The 21,969-nt window shown below is 43.5% G+C and carries 21 protein-coding genes; 16 read left to right on the top strand and 5 right to left on the bottom strand.

The window, feature by feature from the left end; all coding sequences use genetic code 11:
* A partial coding sequence (locus V2H77_RS09520) for a hypothetical protein (RefSeq protein ID WP_341498602.1) occupies positions 1–391 on the bottom strand: 391 nt, incomplete at its 3' end.
* 487 nt (positions 392–878) lie between these two features.
* Between V2H77_RS09520 and V2H77_RS09515 the strand changes: the two genes are divergently transcribed.
* A complete protein-coding gene (locus tag V2H77_RS09515) occupies positions 879–1,328 on the top strand; it encodes a flavodoxin (protein WP_341498601.1) in 450 nt (149 codons plus the stop codon).
* Positions 1,329–1,385: 57 nt separating this feature from the next.
* Here the strand turns inward: V2H77_RS09515 and V2H77_RS09510 are convergent, their stop codons facing one another.
* From V2H77_RS09510 to map, 4 genes are all read right to left on the bottom strand, one after another.
* Positions 1,386–1,772: a DUF3461 family protein gene (locus V2H77_RS09510; RefSeq protein WP_036781518.1), complete on the bottom strand. Its 387-nt coding sequence runs from the start codon at positions 1,770–1,772 to the stop codon at positions 1,386–1,388.
* A 214-nt stretch (positions 1,773–1,986) separates the two neighbouring features.
* Positions 1,987–2,811, bottom strand: a complete 825-nt coding sequence (gene dapD / locus V2H77_RS09505) for a 2,3,4,5-tetrahydropyridine-2,6-dicarboxylate N-succinyltransferase (protein ID WP_341498600.1) — start codon at positions 2,809–2,811, stop codon at positions 1,987–1,989.
* Between the two features lie 46 nt (positions 2,812–2,857).
* Entirely contained in the window at positions 2,858–5,506 is a 2,649-nt protein-coding gene (gene glnD / locus V2H77_RS09500) for a bifunctional uridylyltransferase/uridylyl-removing protein GlnD (protein WP_341498599.1), read from the bottom strand.
* A gap of 136 nt (positions 5,507–5,642) precedes the next feature.
* On the bottom strand, positions 5,643–6,440 hold the full coding sequence (gene map / locus V2H77_RS09495) for a type I methionyl aminopeptidase (protein ID WP_341498598.1): 798 nt from the start codon (positions 6,438–6,440) through the stop codon (positions 5,643–5,645).
* 428 nt (positions 6,441–6,868) lie between these two features.
* Here map and rpsB point away from each other — a divergent pair, with 428 nt between their 5' ends.
* From rpsB to rnhB, 15 genes are all read left to right on the top strand, one after another.
* On the top strand, positions 6,869–7,594 hold the full coding sequence (rpsB, locus tag V2H77_RS09490) for a 30S ribosomal protein S2 (protein ID WP_088373931.1): 726 nt from the start codon (positions 6,869–6,871) through the stop codon (positions 7,592–7,594).
* 150 nt (positions 7,595–7,744) lie between these two features.
* Complete coding sequence (gene tsf / locus V2H77_RS09485; RefSeq protein ID WP_265378646.1) at positions 7,745–8,596, top strand: translation elongation factor Ts; 852 nt, start codon at positions 7,745–7,747, stop codon at positions 8,594–8,596.
* 153 nt (positions 8,597–8,749) lie between these two features.
* Positions 8,750–9,478, top strand: a complete 729-nt coding sequence (pyrH, locus tag V2H77_RS09480; RefSeq protein ID WP_049583680.1) for a UMP kinase — start codon at positions 8,750–8,752, stop codon at positions 9,476–9,478.
* 118 nt (positions 9,479–9,596) lie between these two features.
* On the top strand, positions 9,597–10,154 hold the full coding sequence (frr, locus tag V2H77_RS09475; protein ID WP_049583679.1) for a ribosome recycling factor: 558 nt from the start codon (positions 9,597–9,599) through the stop codon (positions 10,152–10,154).
* A 142-nt stretch (positions 10,155–10,296) separates the two neighbouring features.
* Positions 10,297–11,493 (top strand): 1-deoxy-D-xylulose-5-phosphate reductoisomerase, encoded by a 1,197-nt coding sequence (gene ispC / locus V2H77_RS09470; protein WP_341498597.1) that lies wholly within the window; start codon positions 10,297–10,299, stop codon positions 11,491–11,493.
* Between the two features lie 284 nt (positions 11,494–11,777).
* Positions 11,778–12,473 (top strand): (2E,6E)-farnesyl-diphosphate-specific ditrans,polycis-undecaprenyl-diphosphate synthase, encoded by a 696-nt coding sequence (ispU, locus tag V2H77_RS09465; RefSeq protein WP_445935474.1) that lies wholly within the window; start codon positions 11,778–11,780, stop codon positions 12,471–12,473.
* 9 nt (positions 12,474–12,482) lie between these two features.
* Positions 12,483–13,331: a phosphatidate cytidylyltransferase gene (gene cdsA / locus V2H77_RS09460; RefSeq protein WP_341498596.1), complete on the top strand. Its 849-nt coding sequence runs from the start codon at positions 12,483–12,485 to the stop codon at positions 13,329–13,331.
* A 28-nt stretch (positions 13,332–13,359) separates the two neighbouring features.
* Positions 13,360–14,715, top strand: a complete 1,356-nt coding sequence (gene rseP, locus V2H77_RS09455) for a sigma E protease regulator RseP (RefSeq protein WP_341498595.1) — start codon at positions 13,360–13,362, stop codon at positions 14,713–14,715.
* A 34-nt stretch (positions 14,716–14,749) separates the two neighbouring features.
* Positions 14,750–17,143, top strand: coding sequence for an outer membrane protein assembly factor BamA (gene bamA / locus V2H77_RS09450; RefSeq protein ID WP_341498603.1), 2,394 nt, complete (start codon positions 14,750–14,752; stop codon positions 17,141–17,143).
* Positions 17,144–17,253: 110 nt separating this feature from the next.
* Entirely contained in the window at positions 17,254–17,751 is a 498-nt protein-coding gene (gene skp, locus V2H77_RS09445) for a molecular chaperone Skp (RefSeq protein ID WP_341498594.1), read from the top strand.
* A 3-nt stretch (positions 17,752–17,754) separates the two neighbouring features.
* Entirely contained in the window at positions 17,755–18,783 is a 1,029-nt protein-coding gene (lpxD, locus tag V2H77_RS09440) for a UDP-3-O-(3-hydroxymyristoyl)glucosamine N-acyltransferase (protein ID WP_341498593.1), read from the top strand.
* A gap of 134 nt (positions 18,784–18,917) precedes the next feature.
* The gene (gene fabZ, locus V2H77_RS09435) at positions 18,918–19,370 is read left to right on the top strand and encodes a 3-hydroxyacyl-ACP dehydratase FabZ (RefSeq protein WP_265378640.1); all 453 of its coding nucleotides are present in this window, start codon (positions 18,918–18,920) and stop codon (positions 19,368–19,370) included.
* Between the two features lie 3 nt (positions 19,371–19,373).
* On the top strand, positions 19,374–20,162 hold the full coding sequence (lpxA, locus tag V2H77_RS09430) for an acyl-ACP--UDP-N-acetylglucosamine O-acyltransferase (RefSeq protein WP_341498592.1): 789 nt from the start codon (positions 19,374–19,376) through the stop codon (positions 20,160–20,162).
* A 4-nt stretch (positions 20,163–20,166) separates the two neighbouring features.
* The gene (gene lpxB, locus V2H77_RS09425) at positions 20,167–21,351 is read left to right on the top strand and encodes a lipid-A-disaccharide synthase (protein ID WP_341498591.1); all 1,185 of its coding nucleotides are present in this window, start codon (positions 20,167–20,169) and stop codon (positions 21,349–21,351) included.
* Positions 21,348–21,938, top strand: coding sequence for a ribonuclease HII (rnhB, locus tag V2H77_RS09420; RefSeq protein WP_341498590.1), 591 nt, complete (start codon positions 21,348–21,350; stop codon positions 21,936–21,938). Before lpxB ends, rnhB begins: the two co-directional genes overlap by 4 nt.
* The last annotated feature ends 31 nt before the right edge of the window (positions 21,939–21,969 follow it).

Here is a 21,969-nt window from a genome sequence, read left to right as displayed (position 1 = left end):
CTTGAAAGATGACGGGTATAAGAATATTTCTTCCCATTATGACAATAAATCCACTTATTACCCCCCATAATATTCTATGTAGAGCATCCAACCAAACAGGAATAAGTATTATTTCTCTTGCAAAGAGAATGCAGTTTGTAGTTGCCAATAATAAAAAGAATCCAAAAATATTTTTTTCAAAAAAATTAATATTCATTTTTTGAATAAGAAAGGATATGGTCATGCATCCCAGAGATAACCCCAATAAATAGGAAAAAACAGGAATATAAGCGTCTAAAATCATACCTCCATCTTTAAGCATGGTATCTACCCAGATCATCAGTCCAGATGAACCGGTGATATTTGCGGCACTTAATAGTATACTCAGCACAACAGCTCTATTGTTAAACATAGTGATGATTTTCCTTTACTTAGTGCTTATTTGTGCCGTTCTATTAATTTCATAATACTATTGTTGATCTTGAAAAAAAGGATATGGTCATTTTTCATATTAATATCAATATTATCAACTAAAGTCGTTTAAAAAAGTGATTTTAACATTGAATTATTATTGGCTGAATAACTTGATTTAAGACGACTTAACTTCTGTTACTTGATTTTGGTTGTCACAGAAAACGAGGTTTTTGATGATTACCTATTACCGTTTTATGTAAAATAACTACAGTTATTGATCGCTACGTCTGTTCGTAATTAGTTTATTAGATATATGATTAGTCATTAGTGCTGTTTACATGACAGAATGAACTTAATAGTGGCAATATTTGTTTTGATGAGATGGCTTAGCTGGTAAAGGTAATTATCCCTGATTTGGGAAGGGTTGAGTTTTCTGCTGTTGCCAGCGAGGATAACTGATAATTCCTTTGAAGAGATAATAAATTATGGCGAAGATTGGTATTTTTGTTGGTACTGTTTACGGTAACGCGCTTGCTGTTGCAGAAGAAGCACAGCAGATCCTTGAACAACAAGGTCATGATATAGAAGTATTTGAAGAAGGGGAGTTGGAACAGTGGCAATCCTATCTTGATAACACGGTTTTAGTTATTACTTCAACGACTGGGCAAGGGGATTTACCTGATAATATTCGGCCGCTTTATTATGCTTTGCGAGATGAATTGGGTTATCAGCCAGAATTACGCTATGGCGTGATCGCTTTGGGAGATAGTAGTTATGAGAGCTTCTGTGGCGGCGGGCGTACTTTTGATGAATTACTACAAGAGCAAGGGGCAATAAGAATCGGCGAAGTTCTGATGGTAGATGCGGTGGAAGAAGCTGAACCGGAAGTTTTTGCTCAGTCTTGGATTAAACAGTGGGGAGGATTAGTTGAATAATCGAAATACACCGCTTATACCGGATAGGATATAAGCGGTGTAATTAATAGAACCGTTTTATTTACGGGTTAGTTTTTCCAGATCGGCTTCAATCTCGGCAATCTTGTTGGCAACGACATGTTCAAGATGACGTAAGTCATCAAGAATTTTGTGTTTCAAATCGACTTCTGCTTGATCTCGTTTGCAAATTTGATCCAACTCTTCAATCACATAACGCAGGTTAGTGTTGATTTCGTTGATCTCTTTGTATCCTTGCTCTGTATTGTTTGCAGTTACAGTCTTACGTTGACGCGGATATTTGAATTTCACACTTTTGGCAAAGAATTCACCTTTATCCTTGCGGAAATAGATTTTCAGAATATCGTTGTTAGCTTCCTGACGCAGACTATAGCGGTCAATTTCTTCGGGGTATGTGATCCCCAGACTCTTTAAGTTATCGTACATGGCACCACCTTAAGGGTATTTTTCCCAGTAGGTTATTTTATACGTTATTTTGAATGTGGGTCGTGCTCAAACGTCTTATGTACGCTGTATCCGTTCCAGGTTGTGCACGTTGCCCGCGTTCAAACTCCTTATATTAATAACACTGACTGAGGTCGGTAATGATGATAAAAAGCAAAAAAATAGCGGACTTATTTATTATCCGCTATTTTAAAGTTTAATCTATCGATCTAAGTAGTTCATTAATGCCCACTTTTCCTCGTGTTTTGGCATCCACTTTTTTGACAATGACAGCACAATACAGGCTATAACTACCATCTTTTGATGGGAGGTTGCCAGAGACAACAACAGAACCCGCAGGGACGCGACCATAATGGATTTCGCCAGTTTCACGATCATAGATTTTGGTGCTTTGACCGATATAGACGCCCATTGAAATCACTGAACCCTCTTCGACAATGACACCTTCTACAATTTCAGAACGGGCGCCAATGAAGCAGTTGTCTTCAATGATGGTCGGGTTAGCTTGCAATGGTTCTAATACGCCGCCGATGCCGACACCACCGGATAAATGGACGTTTTTACCAATTTGGGCACAGGAGCCGACTGTTGCCCAGGTATCTACCATTGTTCCTTCATCAACGTAAGCGCCGATGTTGACATAGGAAGGCATCAGTACGCAGTTACGGGCAATAAAGACCCCTTGACGTGCTGTCGCAGGAGGTACTACGCGAAAGCCCTCTTTTTCAAATCTTGCCTGATCATAGTCAGAGAATTTCATCGGAACTTTATCGAAATAACGGCTTTCTGCGCCATCGATAATCCGGTTTTCATTAATACGGAAAGAGAGCAGTACCGCCATTTTTAGCCATTGATGCGTGATCCACTGACCGTCAATTTTCTCTGCAACGCGCAATTTTCCACTATCCAGCAGATTGATGACTTGAGTAACTGCATCACGTGTTTCGTGGTTGACTGTTGCTGGAGTAAGCGTTGCGCGGTTTTCAAAAGCATTTTCGATAATGGATTGTAATTGCTGCATTGCGTCGGTTCCTTGGTTGTCGTCCGAATCATGGGCTGATATTCAGTTATATTTTATCCTTTGGATTTAGGGTTGCTGTCAACCTTTCTGATAATTCTTCTCTGACTTTTTTATTCAAGGCTTTGTGGTCCTTATCTGCCAGAACAAAAAAGTCTTCGACACGTTCACCGATGGTGGTGATATGTGCGCCATGTAGTGAAACGCCCATTTCGGCAAAAATATTACCGACTCTTGCCAGTAATCCCGGTTGATCCAAGGCAAATAATTCCATATAGGTGCGTCGTTCATTATGGGTAGGTAAGAAGGTCACTTTTGTTGGTACGTTGAAGTGGCGCAGTTTGGTTGGCAATTTTCGTGTTTTCGGTGTCTTGGTATGGGGATCTAGAACAACTTGTAAAAGTGCGTTACGTATTATTTCGTGGCGATCCGATGCTAAAGGATGACCATTGGGTTCCAATACCAAGAAAGTGTCCATTGTCATACCATCACGATTGGTAAATATCTGAGCATTATGAACACTTAGGTTGCGTCTATCCAGTTCGCCGACAACCGCCGCAAACAGGGAAGGACGATCTACGCTCCAGATAAAAATTTCTGTACCGCCGCGAGTTGGCTTAGTACTTATCAGTATCAGTGACTCTTGAGAATCATGTTGCACTAGGTGGCGAGCGTGCCAGGCGAGTTGTTTTGGCGTATGACGAAGGAAATAATCTGCATGACAACGACTCCAAAGCTGATGGAGTTTCTGCTCGTTAATATTATCCTGACGCAACAGAGCAAGCGCCTGAAAACGGTTGTGACGGATGCGTTCCCGAAAATCTGGCGTATTTCCCTGTCGTAGTTGATTTTCTGTAGAGAAATAGAGTTCCCGTAACAAGCTCTGCTTCCAACTATTCCATAGGTTAATGTTGGTGGCGCAGATATCAGCGACTGTCAGGCAGATCAAATAGCGTAATCGGGTTTCATTGAGGATGTCATGGGTAAATTGCTTGATGATTTCTGGATCTTGAATATCTCGCCGTTGAGCTGTGACTGACATTAACAGATGATGACGAACCAGCCAGGCTACCAAATCAGCTTCTCGTGAGTTAAGCCCATGTTGCAGTGAAAACGCTAGCGCATCGTCAGCGCCAAGTTCAGAATGGTCGCCAGTACGCCCTTTGGCGATATCATGAAATAGCGCAGCAAGACGTAGAAGTTCAGGTTGAGGCAGGCGAGGATATAACTCAACACAGAGTGGATGGGCTGCACGATTATTCTCATCGGCAAAACTTTCCAGCTTTCTCAATACGCGGATGGTATGTTCATCGACGGTATAGGCATGAAACAGATCAAACTGCATCTGACCGACGATATTGCCCCAAAGCGGTGTATAAGCGCCAAGAACACTGTGACGATGCATGGGGATAAATGCGCTTTCAACCGCCCTTGGGTGACGTAGGATATCCATAAAGATTTGGCGAGCCTCCGGTAATTCACACAATGGCTGAGATAGATTGCGGCGTGCATAACGAAGGTGGCGTAATGTAGTAGAATAAATGCCTTGAACTTCCTCATGTTCTGCCATGAGATAAAACATCCGCATAATAGCTGCGGGTTCTTTGATAAATAAGGTTTCATCAATGAGATCAATAAGTTGTCCCCGTAGCTGGAATTCGCTATCCAGTGGGCGAGATTTTTCATTGGTTTCTAATGCCAGAATAGCTTCATCAAACAGTTGCAGTAGCATATTGTTGAGTTCACTAACACGGCGTGTCATCCGGTAGAAATCTTTCATCATTCGTTCGACTGGTTGATTACGCTCTCCCTGATAACCTAATAATTGAGCAATACTGAACTGGCGATCAAATAACAGACGGTTATCATAACGATTGACAATCAGATGAAGAGCAAAGCGGATACGCCAGAGGAAACTTTGGCATTCATTTAATTCATTACGCTCTTCTGCTGTTAGGAAACCAAAGTCGACCATTTCATCTATGGAGGTTGCGCCAAAATGGCGGCGGGCAACCCACAGTAAGGTATGAATGTCTCGCAACCCTCCGGGGCTGCTTTTGATATCAGGTTCCAGATTATAACTGGTGCTGTGATAGCGCTGATGGCGTTCGTGTTGTTCGACAATTTTAGCATCAAAGAAGTCAGTGGAAGGCCAAAAACCATCACTGAAGGTATGTTGCTGTAATCGAAGAAAAATGGATGGATCGCCACAAATTAACCGTGATTCGATTAAATTCGTCGCAATAGTCAGATCTGACAGCCCTTCCAGCAAACATTCTTCAAGTGTGCGGACGCTGTGGCCGACTTCCAGTCGGATATCCCATAGTAAAGTGATAAATTGTCCAACATTCTGAGCTTGAGGCGGTGTGAGCGGTTGTGCGCTGAGTATCAATACGTCAATATCAGATAGTGGATGCAGTTCCCGCCGGCCATATCCGCCGACGGCAATCAATGAAAGTGATGAAATTTTATCAAATCCGTAGGCATACCATAATCGTTGTAACAATTGGTCTATGTAATCACTGCGTGCAGAAATTAAGGCTTCTGCGGAAATACCCGCTTTAAAGGCATGTTCCAGCCAAAGCTGAAATTCTTCAAGGTGCTGTTTCAACACGGGGTAGCGAAGATCTTCACCAGAAAAATCAGCGGGAGAAAGAGGGGGGATAGGGGCCTGAATTGTGGCGATATCTGCTGACATAAGTATAAACCTATGAGAAAGGCGAATCATAACGGCCAGATTACTGAGAAAGTAGGGTGTTGAACAGGGGGATATTGCGGAGAAGAGATGGAAGCCTTGTATGATTTCAGCAAGGCTTCGTAGTTTGCTGTTTTAGTTATTCATTTACCAAGACTGCGGAAAGTATTGGCTCTTCTTCTTTACGCAATGTCATGATTTCACAACCATTATCAGTAACAACAATGGTGTGTTCATACTGAGCGGACAGGCTGCGGTCCTTCGTTTTTACGGTCCAGCCGTCTTTCATGGTACGGATGCGGTAGTCACCGGTGTTAACCATTGGTTCAATAGTGAAAGCCATGCCTTTTTGCAGAACAACACCGCCATCATCGGCATCATAGTGCAGTACTTGCGGTTCCTCATGGAAACCTTCGCCGATGCCGTGACCGCAATATTCACGGACCACAGAAAAATCTTTGGCCTCGACAAATTGTTGGATGGCTCTCCCAAGGGTACGCAGACGAATACCGGGTTTCACCATTTTCAAGGCCAGATAGAGGCTTTCCTGAGTGATACGGCATAGGCGTTCACCCTGAATGGTTGGTTTACCAACTATGAACATTTTTGATGTATCACCGTGGAAGCCCTCTTTGATGACAGTCACATCGATATTGACAATATCGCCATCTTTCAATGCCTTATCATCACTTGGGATACCATGACACACGACGTCATTAACAGAAATACAAACGGATTTTGGGAAACCGTGATAACCAAGGCAGGCAGAGACAGCTTGTTGTTTATTGGTAATGTGATCGTGACAGATACGATCTAATTCACCTGTTGTTACACCGGGTTTGACGTAAGGTTCAATAATTTCCAACACTTCTGCCGCCAGTCGACCGGCGACGCGCATTTTTTCAATATCTTTAGAGGTTTTAATTGAGATTGCCATGAAACTTGTCCATTCAATGCCAGCGAATCTGCTGGTTGTATGTTTTTCAACAAGGAAAAAATTATTGAACTAATGGTATCAGCCTACAGAATATCTGCCAATAACAGTTGGCGGCCCTATTTCCCTCGTTACCTTTTCGTCTATCAAGAATACCTTTCGTAACCCCGCCTTTCTTTTCACATTGAGCTATCAGAAAATGACAACAAAAGTTGGTGTCTTAGGTGGGTTTGTGATATAAAGCGCGCCGGCGTTCTGTGTATTTGCCGCTGAGGCAAAACAGAGTGACGTTAAATATACTCACTGTGTAATAACACACACGGGTCGGCACATACACCGGGGTGCTCTCATGCAGAATATGCAGCTAAGGAGTCGGTGTTATGGGGCTCGTGGAGGCATAACCCCAACTTAATATTTTACAGAGGTTTACAATGGCAACTGTTTCCATGCGCGATATGCTGCAAGCGGGCGTTCACTTCGGTCACCAGACTCGTTACTGGAACCCAAAAATGAAACCATTCATCTTTGGCGCTCGCAACAAAGTGCATATCATCAACCTGGAAAAAACTGTTCCAATGTTCAATGATGCGTTAGCTGAACTGAACAAGATTGCTTCACACAAAGGCAAAATTCTGTTTGTTGGTACTAAGCGTGCTGCGAGCGAAGCGGTTAAAGAAGCAGCTCAGAGCTGTGATCAATACTTCGTTAATCACCGTTGGTTAGGTGGTATGTTGACTAACTGGAAAACCGTTCGTCAGTCCATCAAACGTTTGAAAGATTTAGAAGCACAGTCTCAGGACGGTACTTTTGACAAACTGACCAAGAAAGAAGCGTTAATTCGTTCTCGTGAACTTGGTAAGTTAGAAAATAGTCTGGGCGGTATCAAGGATATGGGCGGCTTACCTGACGCTCTGTTTGTTATCGATGCTGAACATGAACACATTGCTATCAAAGAAGCAAATAACCTGGGTATCCCAGTATTTGCTGTTGTTGATACTAACTCTGATCCAGATGGCGTTGATTTCATCATCCCTGGTAACGATGACGCAATTCGTGCAGTAAAACTGTATCTAGGTGCTGTTGCTACTGCTGTTCGTGAAGGTCGTTCTCAAGATCTGGCTGTTCAGGCAGAAGAAAGCTTTGTAGAAGCTGAATAATAAGGCAAGCTCATTATTGAGCCCTTATTAACCAGGTATTGAAATATATTGGTTAGGGGGGCCTGTTATGGCCCCCTTTTACGTATCTAATATAAGAACTATCCATGCGGAATACTCTCTTCCTGCGGGATACATCGAGGAATAAAACAAATGTCTGGAATTACCGCTGCTTTGGTAAAAGAACTGCGTGAGCGTACTGGCGCAGGTATGATGGAATGTAAAAAAGCGCTGGTTGAAGCTAATGGCGATATCGAATTAGCGATTGACAACATGCGTAAATCAGGTCAGGCGAAAGCGGCTAAGAAAGCTGGCCGTGTTGCTGCTGAAGGTATCATCCTGGCGGAAGTGGCTGCTGATGGCAAATTCGGCGCTTTGGTTGAACTGAACTGTGAAACTGACTTCGTTGCTAAAGATGCTGGCTTTATCGCTTTCGGTAAAGAAGTTATGGCAGCAGTATTGGCTGATAAAATCTCTGATGTTGAAACGCTGAAAGCTAAGTTCGAAGAGCAGCGTACTGCACTGGTTGCTAAAATCGGTGAAAACATCAACATTCGTCGCGTTTCTGTATTAGAAGGCGAACAACTGGGTACTTACCTGCATGGTGCGCGTATCGGTGTTCTGGTTGCGGCAGAAGGCGCTAATGAAGAGCTGATTAAGCATGTAGCTATGCACATCGCTGCAAGTAAGCCAGAATATGTTAACCCAAGCGATGTACCTGCTGATGTTGTTGAGCGTGAGCACCAAATCCAACTGGATATCGCAATGCAGTCTGGTAAGCCACGTGAAATCGCAGAGAAAATGGTTTCTGGCCGTATGAATAAATTCACCGGCGAGATCTCTCTGACAGGTCAGAATTTTGTGATGGACCCAAGCAAAACAGTTGGCGATCTGTTGAAAGAAAACAATGCTAAAGTGACTAGCTTCATCCGTTATGAAGTGGGTGAAGGTATTGAGAAAGTTGAGACTGATTTCGCAGCAGAAGTTGCTGCAATGAGTAAATAGTCTTAATTTTTACAAACAGGGCCGCCAAATGGCGGTTCTGTTTTATCTAATCTAAACCGCCTATTTCAGTAGGTGTTGAGTTTTTGCATCTGGTCAGAATGACCCGGATGTATGTAAATCCCCAATATACTTTTCTGCTTAGGACAGAACATCATGGCAACCAATGCAAAACCCGTATATCAGCGTATCCTGCTTAAACTTAGTGGAGAAGCCCTGCAAGGCGCAGAAGGTTTTGGTATAGACGCCAGCGTTTTAGATCGTATGGCTCAGGAGATCAAAGAACTGGTTGAGTTGGGCATACAGGTCGGTGTCGTCATTGGCGGTGGTAATCTGTTTCGTGGCGCTGGCTTGGCAGAAGCAGGAATGAACCGTGTAGTCGGCGACCACATGGGCATGTTGGCAACAGTGATGAATGGTCTGGCAATGCGGGATGCATTACACCGCGCCTATGTGAACGCCCGTCTAATGTCTGCCATTCCTTTAAATGGCGTTTGCGATAACTATAGTTGGGCAGAAGCGATTAGTTTGTTACGTCATGGTCGTGTTGTTATTTTCTCTGCGGGTACCGGCAATCCGTTCTTTACTACAGATTCGGCAGCGTGTTTGCGCGGTATTGAGATTGAAGCAGATGTTGTGTTAAAAGCAACTAAAGTAGATGGTGTTTACTCGGCTGATCCGGCTAAAGATTCAGAAGCGGTATTGTTTGATAGGCTCTCTTATCAGCAGGTGTTAGAGCGTGAATTGAAAGTGATGGATTTGGCGGCATTCACTCTGGCTCGTGATCATAGCTTACCCATTCGCGTATTTAACATGAATAAGCCGGGGGCGTTGCGTCGTGTGGTGATGGGGGAAAATGAAGGTACCCTGATTTCCCATGAGTAATGTGCAAAGACACCAGAGATGTTTGGCGGTATGATGAGTCGCCTGATACGCCAAATTTAACAAACATGGTCATAATGACTTATGGCTTGAAAACAACCAGTTCCCAAGGGTTTGTAACGTGATTAATGAAATCAAAAAAGACGCACAAGACCGTATGGAAAAGAGCGTCGAAGCACTTAAAAACCAAATTAGCAAGGTTCGTACTGGCCGAGCTTCTCCTAGTCTGCTGGATGGCCTCACTGTTGAGTATTATGGTACGCCAACGCCTTTGCGTCAGCTTGCTAACGTCGTTGCTGAGGATGCACGTACCCTGGCTATCACGGTATTTGATCGTACTATGACGCCGGCGATTGAAAAGGCAATCATGGCTTCTGATTTAGGGCTGAATCCATCTTCTGCGGGGACAACAATCCGTGTTCCTTTGCCTCCATTGACAGAAGAGCGCCGTAAAGATTTGATTAAGGTGGTTCGTGGCGAAGCTGAGCAGGGGCGTGTCTCTGTGCGTAATATTCGTCGTGATGCTAATGACAAAATCAAAGCGCTGTTGAAAGACAAAGAGATCAGTGAAGATGATGAACGTCGCGCGCAGGATGATATTCAAAAGCTGACGGATAACTTCATCAAAAAAGTTGATGAAGCTTTAACGAAGAAAGAAGAAGAACTGATGGAGTTCTAATCTCTTTTATGAGATACATCAAGCGCTGCTATCGTGCGGCGCTATTTTTTATTCGGCATTTCTCTGACGTCATGGGCATTCATAGCTCGGCAAATCAGATAAGTATCAATATACATCAAATAGAACAGTTCAGAGCATCAGTATGAAAAGGTTGACCATCCTTGGTTCCACAGGTTCCGTAGGCAAAAGTACACTTACTGTAGTTCGCAATAATCCTGATAAATTTAAAGTTACAGCGCTGGCCGCTGGAAAAAATATTCAGGTTATGGCTGAGCAATGTCTGGAATTTCGGCCTCAATATGCTGCAATGGCGGATGAAGTTTCCGCAAAAGAGTTGCGTCAGTTGCTCATTGAACAAGGTTGTAAAACCGAAGTATTTTTCGGCGAACAGTCTGCGTGTGATTTGGCTGCTTTGAATGATGTTGATCAGGTTATGTCAGGGATTGTTGGTGTTGCTGGTTTATTGCCGACGTTAGCTGCCATCCGGGCGGGTAAACAGATTTTACTGGCTAATAAAGAGTCGCTGATCACTAGCGGTCGGTTCTTTATGGATGCGGTAGCGAAACATAATGCTCAATTATTACCTATTGATAGTGAACATAATGCTATTTTCCAGAGTTTACCTGAGGTAATACAGCGCAGCCTTGGACACATAGAGCTAAAACAACATGGAATTGCTAATATCATTCTGACAGGATCTGGCGGGCCTTTTCGTCATACCCCTTTGGAGCAATTGGCTTTTGTTACGCCGGATCAGGCTTGCGCTCATCCGAATTGGTCGATGGGGCGTAAGATCTCGGTAGATTCTGCGACAATGATGAATAAGGGCTTGGAATATATTGAGGCATGTTGCCTGTTCAATGCATCTGCTGCGGAAATGGAAGTGGTAATCCATCCTCAATCGGTTATTCACTCTATGGTCCGTTATCAGGATGGCAGCGTTATTGCTCAATTAGGAACGCCGGATATGTGTACACCTATTGCCTATGCAATGGCGTACCCAAATCGTATTGCTTCTGGTGTTGAACCTCTTGATTTTTATTCTTTAGGTACATTGACGTTTTCGAAACCAGATTATGAACGGTATCCATGTTTGAAACTGGCTATTGAAGCTTGCCATGCAGGTCAGGCGGCAACGACGGCCTTGAATGCAGCGAATGAAGAAATCGTTAAGATTTTTTTACAAAATGGAATCTCTTTCACAGATATTGCAATTATAAACCGGCAGGTTGTAGAAAAATTAAATTTACCGGAACCTCAGAGCATTGAGGAAGTCTTACAGATTGATAATCTCGCAAGAGATTTGGCTATGAAGACTATTCGTTCATTTATCAGATAGTCTTTGATTGGCAAATGGGTATTTGTCCGCATTTTTACCTGGTGGTATAGTTTGCGTATAACTGTTGGTTGATATAATTAACGGTCCAGATTTTGGAAGTTCTCTTCCAGATAATTAGGCTTTTACCCAAGCCGTGGATACCAGACACGGCTTTTTTATGTTTGAGATGCCTGAACTTGTAAGAGAATTACCCTGACCAGTAAAGGATTAATTGAGTGATATTATCCAGCAATCATCATCAGAACGATTTATCGTCATTATTACCTAAACATGTTGCTATTATTATGGATGGTAATGGCCGTTGGGCAAAGAAACGAGGGAAATTAAGAGCCTTTGGTCATCGTGCGGGGATTAAAGCGGTACGGAGTGCGGTGAGTTTCTCGGCTAAACATAAAATTGAGTCACTGACGCTATACGCTTTCAGTAGTGAAAACTGGAATCGGCCGGAGCAAGAAGTCAGTTCTTTAATGGAATTATTTATTTTTGCGCTAGATAGCGAAGTCAAAAGTTTACATAAGCATAATATTAGATTATCTGTTATTGGCGATATCAGCCGGTTCAGTGAGCGTTTACGGGATCGTATCTGTCGCTCAGTTAAGTTGACTGCTAATAATACGGGGCTGCAACTTAATATTGCTGCAAATTATGGTGGTCGTTGGGATATTGTTCAAAGTGTTCAGAAAATTGCTCAGCAGATTAAAGATAATTCCCTTGAGCCACAGGATATTACTGAAGAATTAGTTAATAATTATATGAATCTAAGCCAGCAGCCTCAGGTTGATTTAGTCATCAGAACCGGAGGTGAGCATCGTATCAGTAATTTTCTGTTATGGCAGATAGCTTATGCAGAATTCTATTTTACCGATATACTCTGGCCTGATTTTGATGAAACCGTTTTTGAAGGTGCAATTAATGCCTTTGCCAAAAGAGAACGCCGGTTTGGCGGAACAATACCAGACGATGCCGATGCGGGATCATAGGAGGAACTCTTGTTGAAGTACCGCCTTATAACGGCTGTGATATTAATCCCTCTTGTGATTGCCGCTCTGTTTTTGCTGCCGCCAGTAGCGTTTGGGCTGGTTATTATCGCTGTTTCAGCCCTTGCTGCATGGGAATGGGGGCAATTCGCCGGCTTATTTAGCCAAAAGAAACGGGCTACTTTGGCAGCTCTGTTTGCTATTGGTTTATTAGCCCTACAGTATACTCTGCCAGATTTCACTGATTTGATTGGACAACCGCAAATCACTTTTATCCTATGGGGGGGAATGATTTGGTGGATTGTCGCGACGCTTCTGGTTGTTACCTATCCTTCTTCCGCTGCAATTTGGAAGAAATCCATTTTATTGCGCCTTTTGTTTGGCGTCCTGACGTTAGTGCCGTTTTACTGTGGAATGATGGTCTTACGGACTCAGGGATATTGTGATAATTCATATTATGGCGCATGGTGGTTACTGTATGTCATGTTGCTGGTATGGGGAGCGGATTCCGGTGCTTATCTCTTCGGACGCACTTTAGGTAAACGTAAAATGGCGCCGAAAGTTTCTCCGGGAAAAACGCTGGAAGGATTAATCGGGGGGTTAATGACAGCGGCCATTATTTCATGGCTGTTTGGGAAATATGCTCCAGTACCTGCAATGCCTGAAAAACTTATGTTGTGTTCTGCTATTGTTGTTATCGCTTCTGTATTTGGCGATTTGACTGAGAGTATGTTCAAACGTGAATCAGGTATTAAGGATAGCAGCCAGCTAATTCCGGGACATGGCGGTGTTATGGATCGCATTGATAGTCTGACTGCTGCGATCCCTGTTTTTGCCGGCATGATATTGCTGGTGTTTTGATCTCTCTGTTTGACGGCGTTTAAAAAATATGATGGGAATTCTCTGGAATCTGGCGGCTTTTATTATTGCGCTAGGCATATTGATCACTGTGCATGAGTTTGGTCATTTTTGGGTAGCCAGGAAGTGTGGTATTCACGTTGAACGTTTCTCCATTGGTTTTGGTAAAGCGCTATGGCGGCGTATGGATCGCCAGGGAACGGAATATGTTGTAGCCCTTATTCCACTGGGGGGATATGTGAAAATGCTTGATGAGCGTGTTTCACCTGTTTCTCCTGAACACCGTCATATGGCATTCAATAATAAGACGCTTGGTCAGCGTGCTGCGGTTGTCAGTGCCGGGCCAATTGCTAACTTTTTATTGGCGGCTGTGGTTTATTGGTTAGTGTTTATTATTGGCGTGCCGGCAATACGTCCTGTTGTTGCGGATATCAAACCAGATTCTATCGCTGCGCAAGCAAATATTTCATCAGGAATGGAACTAAAATCCGTAGATGGTATCGAAACGCTTGATTGGAATTCAGTGCGTTTTGCTCTGGTGGGCAAGATAGGTGACGATAACATGACGGTTCAGGTTATTTCTCCAGGTTCATCACATCCGGTAGAGAAAACTCTGGATTTGCAACAATGGAGCTTTGATCCTGATAAGCAGGACCCTGTGTTGTCTCTAGGGATTATGCCTGTCGGTCCTCATTTGGATTCTCTGGTGGAAAAAGTTATCCCTGGCTCCGCAGCGGAAAAAGCAGGTTTGCAAAAGGGGGATAGGATAGTTAAAGTCGGTAGCCAGGAAATAGATGCGTGGCATACTTTTACATCCTTTGTCAGTAATAATCCGAATGTCCCGCTGGAACTTTCCGTGGATCGGGCTGGTCATATTATTTCTCTCTCTATGACACCGGAAGTAAGACAACAATCCGGTGGCAGGAAAGTTGGTTTTGCCGGCGTGGAACTGCGAATTGCGCCATTAGCCGATGAATATAAAATCGTTCAGCAATACGGGCCTTTTTCTGCCATGTATCAGGCAGGAGATAAGACTTGGCAACTGATGCGATTAACTGTCAGTATGATTGGTAAGTTGATCGTTGGTGATGTGAAAATTAACAACCTGAGTGGGCCTATCTCTATTGCCAAAGGGGCGGGGGTGTCGGCTGATTCCGGCTTAGTGTATTATTTGATGTTTTTGGCGCTAATAAGCGTCAATCTTGGGATTATTAACCTAATCCCATTACCTGTGTTAGATGGTGGACACTTGCTCTTCTTGTTTATCGAAAAGATAAAGGGGGGGCCGGTTTCCGAGCGTGTACAAGACTTCAGCTATCGCATCGGTGCTATGATACTGGTGTTATTGATGGGGCTTGCACTTTTCAATGATTTCTCCCGTTTTTAAAGCGGAAGACTGGTTAGGAAGACGCATTACAACGATGGCGATGAAAAAGTTACTCATAGCGTCGCTGCTGTTCGGCAGCGCCACTGCATACGGTGCAGACGGATTCGTAGTTCAGGACATTCACTTTGAAGGTCTTCAACGCGTCGCCGTAGGTGCAGCATTATTGAATATGCCAGTTCGCGTAGGTGATACGGTCAGCGATGAAGATATCGGTCGTACCATTCATGCACTATTTGCTACTGGTAACTTTGAAGACGTTCGTGTCCTGCGTGATGGCAATACACTTATTGTTCAGGTAAAAGAACGGCCGACTATTGCTAGCATCACTTTCTCCGGCAATAAATCGGTGAAAGATGACATGTTGAAACAGAACCTTGAGGCATCTCATGTTCGGGTTGGAGAAGCCCTTGATCGCACGATGCTGTCCAATATCGAAAGAGGATTGGAGGATTTCTATTACAGTGTGGGTAAATACAACGCGAGTGTAAAAGCGGTTGTTACGCCTCTTCCACGTAACCGTATCGATTTAAAACTGGTTTTCGCTGAAGGTGTTTCGGCAAAAATCCAGCAGATTAACATTGTTGGCAATAAATCATTTTCTTCTGATGAGTTATTGAATCGTTTCCAATTGAGAGATGATGTGCCGTGGTGGAACCTGACTGCTGATCAGAAATATCAGAAACAAAAACTGGCTGGCGACCTTGAAACGTTGCGCAGTTTTTACCTTGATCGCGGTTATGCCCGTTTCAACATTGATTCGACTCAGGTTAGTTTGACGCCGGATAAAAAAGGTCTTTATGTCACGATAAATATGACGGAAGGAGATCAATACAAAATATCGGGTATTGATCTGAACGGTAATATGGCGGGTTATCAGTCAGAAATTACTAAGCTGGCTGCCATTGAGCCTGGTTCTCTGTATAACGGGACTCAGGTGACTAAAATGGAAAATGACATCAAAAACCTGCTTGGTCGCTATGGTTATGCTTATCCACGAGTGATGACGCAACCTGAAATCAATGATCAGGATAAGACAGTAAAACTGCATGTCAATATTGATGCAGGTAACCGTTTCTATGTCCGTAAAATCCGTTTTTCTGGTAATGACACCACTAAAGATGCCGTTCTGCGTCGTGAAATGCGTCAAATGGAAAGAGCATGGTTAGGGAGTGATTTGGTTGAACTGGGTAAAGAGCGTCTTAACCGTTTGGGTTATTTCGAAACGGTAGATGTTGAAACTCAGCGTATACCAGGCAGCCCTGATCAGGTCGATGTCGTTTATAAAGTTAAAGAACGTAATACCGGTTCTTTGAACTTTGGTGTTGGTTTTGGTACAGAAAGCGGCGTTAGTTTCCAAATTGGCGCTCAACAGGATAACTGGTTGGGTACAGGTAACGCTGTTGGAATTAATGCCAGTAAGAATGATTATTCAACCTACGCAGAGCTTTCCTTCACTGATCCATACTTCACGATTAATGGCGTGAGTCTTGGCGGTCGGGTATTCTACAACGATTTCAGAGCCGATGATGCTGAATTATCCGGCTACACTAACCAAAGCTATGGTATAAGTGGTTTCCTTGGTTTCCCGATTAATGAAAATAACTCCCTGAATTTTGGCTTAAATTATATTCATAACTCGCTGTCTGAAATGCTTCCTCAGGTAGCAATGTGGCGTTATCTGAGGTCTATGGGCGAGAAACCTGATCTTGAAAGTAAAGCCGAATTCAAAGCGGATGATTTTGCTCTCACTATGGGATGGACATATAACAACCTCGACCGTGGTTTCTTCCCAACATCAGGCGTGAAATCGACTCTGAATGGTAAAGTGACTATTCCAGGTTCCGATAACGAATTTTACAAGGTGACTCTTGATACTTCTGCCTATTATCCAATTAATGATGATCGTACTTGGGTGATTTTGGGGCGCAGTCGTTTAGGGTATGGGGATGGATTAGGCGGTAAAGAGTTGCCATTCTATGAAAACTTCTATGCAGGCGGCTCCAGTACGGTTCGTGGTTTCCGTTCTAACAATATCGGTCCTAAGGCTATTTACCTGAATAAGGATGGATCGCCTAAGAAAGAGAGTCCATCTCGTGATGCTGTAGGTGGTAACGCAATGGCGGTAGCCAGCCTTGAGTTAATTACGCCAACGCCATTCCTTGATAGTAAGTATTCGAATTCTGTCCGAACTTCATTCTTTATTGATTCAGGTACGGTTTGGGATACCGATTGGAATGATTCTGCGGTGATGAAAAGCAAAGGTATACCTGATTATAGTAAACCAGGTAATATCCGCGTTTCGGCGGGTATTGCATTGCAATGGATGTCTCCTTTAGGTCCGCTAGTGTTCTCTTATGCTAAGCCGATTAAAGACTACGAAGGTGATAGATCAGAGCAATTCCAATTTAATATTGGCAAAACCTGGTGATAATGCGTTTTTATCTTATTATTGATAGAGCAAGCTCTGAAATCGCAGGTTTCAGGGCATTAACTAAGTTTTCCAATCTGTTACAGATAGCGTGGTTTAAGGAGTTTATAGTGAAAAAATTGTTGTGTGCAGCAAGCTTTGGTATTGCATTAGCTTTCTCTGCTGGTGCTCAGGCAGCAGACAAAATTGCCGTTGTCAATGTCGGTGAGATTTTCCAGCAGTTGCCTGCCCGTGAAGCTGTTGTGAAGCAGTTGGAAAATGAGTTTAAAAACCGCGCATCTGAACTGCAACGGATGGAAACTGACTTGCAGTCCAAAATCCAGAAATTACAGCGTGACGGTTCTACGATGAAATCCAGTGAGCGTACTAATCTGGAAAAAGAGGTGATGGCTAAGCGTGAAGAATTTGGCAAAAAAGCCCAAGCTTTTGAACAAGATCACCGTCGCCGCGAGATGGAAGAACGCAACAAAATTCTAAGCCGTATTCAGGACGCAATCAAAGTCGTTGCTGGCAAAGAAGGCTATGATGTCGTTATTGATGCGAATGCTGTTGCTTATTCAGTATCTGGTAAAAATATTACTGCAAGTGTATTGAAACAGGTTAAATAATAGATGTCTTCAATTCGATTGGCTGATTTAGCTCAGCAGTTGAATGCACAATTACATGGTGATGGCGATATTGTTATCACCAGTATTGCACCAATGCATTCGGCTAATAGCGAACAGATCACTTTTTTGTCGGACAGTCGTTACCGTGAACGTTTAGGTGAATGTCAGGCTGCCGCTGTCGTTCTTCAGGCGTCAGATCTTCCTTATTGCAATATTCCGGCGTTGGTTGTCGCCAATCCTTATCTGGCATATGCCTATATGGCTCAGATTATGGATATAACACCGATTCCTGCACAGGATATTCACCCTTCTGCGGTGATTTCACCTCAGGCGACTTTGGGTAAAAACGTTGCTGTCGGAGCCAATGCTGTTATCGAATCTGGCGTTGTTCTTGGTGACAATGTTGTTATCGGCGCAGGTTGCTTTATTGGTAAAAATACGCGTATTGGCGCGGGAAGTCGTCTTTGGGCGAATGTCTCTGTTTATCATAATGTTGAAATGGGTGAACAGTGTTTGATTCAGTCAGGAGCAGTGATTGGGTCTGATGGTTTTGGCTATGCGAATGATCGTGGTAAGTGGGTTAAAATTCCTCAATTAGGTTCAGTCATTATGGGTGACCGGGTTGAGATTGGCGCCTGTACGACGATTGATCGGGGAGCTTTGGATAATACCATTATTGGCAATGGAGTCATTATCGATAACCAGTGTCAGATTGCTCATAATGTCATCATTGGTGACAATACGGCGGTTGCTGGCGGTGTGATCATGGCCGGTAGTCTGAAAATTGGTTGTTACTGTATGATTGGCGGCGCCAGTGTAATTAATGGGCATATGGAAATCTGTGATAAGGTGACAGTCACGGGAATGAGTATGGTAATGCGTCCCATCACTGAACCTGGTGTATACTCCTCTGGCATTCCGGCGCAACCAAATAAAGTTTGGCGTAAGACAGCAGCTTTAGTCATGAATATCAATGAAATGAGTAAACGTCTTAAGTCAATTGAGGGTAAGCTGGAAGACGAAAACGAGTAATTGCACTATATTTAATTGCACTATATTTTTGGTTGTGTCTTATTTTTGCGGCCTGCCTGGGAACTCTGGATTTGGGGTTTAAGCGGGCCGTGTCGTTAATACAATTAGTCCTTTTTGACAGGAAGAGTATTTAGATGAGTGATAATCATACTCTGCACATTGAAGAAATTTTAGATCTACTTCCACATCGTTATCCGTTTTTATTAGTGGATCGCGTTCTTGATTTTGAGGAAGGTAAATTCTTACGTGCAGTAAAAAATGTATCTTTAAACGAACCCTTCTTTCAAGGGCATTTTCCCGGCAAACCTATTTTCCCTGGAGTTCTGATCCTTGAAGCTATGGCACAGGCCACCGGAATTCTGGCATTTAAGAGCGTCGGCAAACTGGAGCCAAATGAGCTCTATTATTTTGCCGCTATCGATGGTGCCCGTTTTAAACGCCCCGTAGTGCCTGGGGATCAAATGATATTAGAAGTAGAATTTATTAAAGAGCGTCGAGGTGTTGCACGTTGTAGAGGCGTAGCAAAAGTCGATGGAGAAGTAGCTTGCGAAGCAGAAATGATGTGTGCTCGCCGTCGTGAGGTTTAATCTATGATTGATGAAACCGCTTATATACATCCTAGCGCTATTGTAGAAGAGGGTGCGGTTATTGGCGCCAATGTGCGTATTGGACCATTTTGTTGTATTGGTTCACAGGTTGAAATTGGCGAAGGTACAGAGCTGAAGTCTCATGTTGTTATCAATGGAATAACCAAAATCGGCCGTGATAACCAGATTTTTCAGTTTGCTTCTATTGGCGAAATGAATCAGGACCTGAAATATCACGGTGAACCAACCCGGGTTGAAATTGGTGATCGTAACCGTATCCGCGAAAGTGTCACCATTCATCGTGGCACTGTGCAGGGTGGCGGTGTAACGAAAATCGGCAATGATAATTTGTTGATGATCAATACCCATGTCGCTCATGACTGTATTATCGGTGATCGTTGTGTCATTGCTAATAATGGTACTTTAGGAGGGCATGTTACTCTGGGTGATTATGTCATCATTGGTGGTATGAGTGCGATTCATCAGTTTTGTCAGATTGGCGCTCATGCTATGGTGGGAGGGTGTTCTGGTGTGGTACAGGATATTCCGCCATATGTTATCGCTCAGGGGAATCATGCCACACCTTTTGGCATTAATGTCGAAGGTCTGAAACGCCGTGGTTTTGATAAAGATTCATTGCACGCAATTAGAAATGCATACAAGATTTTGTATCGTAATGGAAAAACTTTAGAAGAAGCACAACAAGAAATTGCTGAGTTAGCTGAAGGTAATCAGCAGGTAAAAATCTTCAGCGATTTTCTGGCAAATTCTACCCGTGGCATTGTCCGTTAAGTAGATGAAGGATACTCCTTTGGCTACCATTTCTTCTATTGATAGTCTGCGTCTGTTGACTATTGGATTAATCGCCGGAGAAACCTCCGGTGATATCCTTGGCGCAGGTTTAATTCGTGCTGTAAAAGCGAAAGTACCTAATGCCCGTTTTGTTGGTGTGGCAGGTCCTCTTATGCAGGCTGAAGGTTGTGAAGCCTGGTATGAGATGGAAGAGCTAGCAGTAATGGGGGTTGTCGAAGTTCTTGAACGTTTGCCTCGTTTGTTGAAAATCCGTAAGGATCTGACAACTCGTTTCACTGAACTGAAACCTGATGTGTTTGTGGGCATTGATGCGCCGGATTTCAATATCACCTTGGAAGGTCGGTTAAAACAGCGGGGCATCCGCACCATTCATTATGTCAGTCCGTCGGTATGGGCTTGGCGCCAGAAACGTGTTTTCAAAATTGGTAAAGCCACTGATATGGTCTTGGCTTTCTTACCTTTTGAAAAAGCGTTTTACGATAAGTTTAATGTTCCGTGCCGGTTTATTGGACACACTATGGCGGATGCTATGCCATTACAACCAAATAAAGCGGCGGCACGTGAGTCATTAGGTATTCCTCCAGAGGCTGTTTGCTTGGCTTTATTGCCGGGGAGCCGACATTCTGAGGTTGAGATGCTGAGTGCAGATTTTCTTAAAACTGCTCAGTTATTACAGCGCAGCATATCTGACCTGCATATATTTGTGCCATTAGTGAATGTTAAACGGCGTGAACAATTCGAGCGCATTAAACAGGAAGTTGCGCCAGAGCTGAATGTTCACCTTGTGGATGGCAAAGCGCGAGAAATCATGATCGCAAGTGATGCTGCACTTTTGGCCTCTGGTACTGCTGCTCTGGAATGTATGCTGGCAAAATGTCCAATGGTGGTGGGTTACCGGATGAAGCCATTGACTTTCTGGTTGGCAAAACGCCTGGTAAAAACGCCTTATGTTTCATTGCCTAACTTATTATCCGGTGAAGAGTTAGTTAAAGAATTATTGCAGGAAAAATGTCAGCCGCAAAAACTTGCAGATGAATTGTTGCTGTTACTACAAGGCAGTGAAAAAGTTGAAATATTGAAGCAGACATTTTTACGTTTGCATGAAAGCATTCGTTGTAATGCTGACGAACAAGCAGCACAAGCCGTGTTGGAATTGGCAGGAAAATGATGGAATTTATATATCCTCAGGCAAGTCTGATTGCTGGGGTTGATGAAGTTGGTCGAGGCCCATTAGTGGGTGCGGTTGTGACTGCGGCGGTTATTTTAGATCCATTACGGCCGATAGTTGGTTTGGCCGATTCTAAAAAACTTAGTGAAAAACGCCGTGAGGCACTGTATCTGGAGATCACAGAAAAAGCATTGTGCTGGAGTTTAGGGCGTGCAGAACCGGCAGAAATTGATCAATTGAATATCCTGCATGCAACTATGCTTGCGATGCAAAGGGCTGTGGCTAATTTGCCTATTTCTCCTGAATATGTGCTGATTGATGGTAACCGTTGCCCTAAATTACCCATGCCGGCACAAGCGGTAATAAAAGGCGATGGACTGGTTGCTGAAATCAGTGCCGCTTCTATTGTGGCGAAAGTGACCAGAGATCGGGAAATGGCTGAACTTGATCAACTGTTTCCTGAATATGGATTTGCTAAGCATAAAGGCTACCCAACGGCATTTCATTTAGAAAAGTTGGCTCAGTTGGGAGCGACGGAACATCATCGTAAAAGTTTTTCGCCGGTTAAGAGAGCAATTGGCCTTTAAGTAAACTTGTTGACTGAATACAGCTATTCTT

The sequence above is a fragment of the Photorhabdus sp. P32 genome, assembly GCF_038085095.1.
Classification (GTDB): Bacteria; Pseudomonadota; Gammaproteobacteria; order Enterobacterales; family Enterobacteriaceae; genus Photorhabdus; species Photorhabdus luminescens.
The sequence above is the reverse complement of the archived record's forward strand: the minus strand, read 5'-3'. Positions and strand labels throughout refer to the sequence as shown.

Excerpts from the sequence above, each read along its gene's own strand:
- tsf (WP_265378646.1), top strand. The coding sequence starts at position 7,745 with ATGTCTGGAATTACCGCTGCTTTGGTAAAAGAACTGCGTGAGCGTACT.
- lpxA (WP_341498592.1), top strand. The coding sequence starts at position 19,374 with ATGATTGATGAAACCGCTTATATACATCCTAGCGCTATTGTAGAAGAG.
- dapD (WP_341498600.1), bottom strand. The coding sequence starts at position 2,811 with ATGCAGCAATTACAATCCATTATCGAAAATGCTTTTGAAAACCGCGCA.
- rpsB (WP_088373931.1), top strand. The coding sequence starts at position 6,869 with ATGGCAACTGTTTCCATGCGCGATATGCTGCAAGCGGGCGTTCACTTC.
- V2H77_RS09515 (WP_341498601.1), top strand. The coding sequence starts at position 879 with ATGGCGAAGATTGGTATTTTTGTTGGTACTGTTTACGGTAACGCGCTT.
- lpxB (WP_341498591.1), top strand. The coding sequence starts at position 20,167 with ATGAAGGATACTCCTTTGGCTACCATTTCTTCTATTGATAGTCTGCGT.
- pyrH (WP_049583680.1), top strand. The coding sequence starts at position 8,750 with ATGGCAACCAATGCAAAACCCGTATATCAGCGTATCCTGCTTAAACTT.
- map (WP_341498598.1), bottom strand. The coding sequence starts at position 6,440 with ATGGCAATCTCAATTAAAACCTCTAAAGATATTGAAAAAATGCGCGTC.
- rnhB (WP_341498590.1), top strand. The coding sequence starts at position 21,348 with ATGATGGAATTTATATATCCTCAGGCAAGTCTGATTGCTGGGGTTGAT.
- fabZ (WP_265378640.1), top strand. The coding sequence starts at position 18,918 with ATGAGTGATAATCATACTCTGCACATTGAAGAAATTTTAGATCTACTT.
- lpxD (WP_341498593.1), top strand. The coding sequence starts at position 17,755 with ATGTCTTCAATTCGATTGGCTGATTTAGCTCAGCAGTTGAATGCACAA.
- rseP (WP_341498595.1), top strand. The coding sequence starts at position 13,360 with ATGATGGGAATTCTCTGGAATCTGGCGGCTTTTATTATTGCGCTAGGC.
- ispU (WP_445935474.1), top strand. The coding sequence starts at position 11,778 with ATGGATGGTAATGGCCGTTGGGCAAAGAAACGAGGGAAATTAAGAGCC.
- V2H77_RS09510 (WP_036781518.1), bottom strand. The coding sequence starts at position 1,772 with ATGTACGATAACTTAAAGAGTCTGGGGATCACATACCCCGAAGAAATT.
- ispC (WP_341498597.1), top strand. The coding sequence starts at position 10,297 with ATGAAAAGGTTGACCATCCTTGGTTCCACAGGTTCCGTAGGCAAAAGT.
- bamA (WP_341498603.1), top strand. The coding sequence starts at position 14,750 with ATGGCGATGAAAAAGTTACTCATAGCGTCGCTGCTGTTCGGCAGCGCC.
- glnD (WP_341498599.1), bottom strand. The coding sequence starts at position 5,506 with ATGTCAGCAGATATCGCCACAATTCAGGCCCCTATCCCCCCTCTTTCT.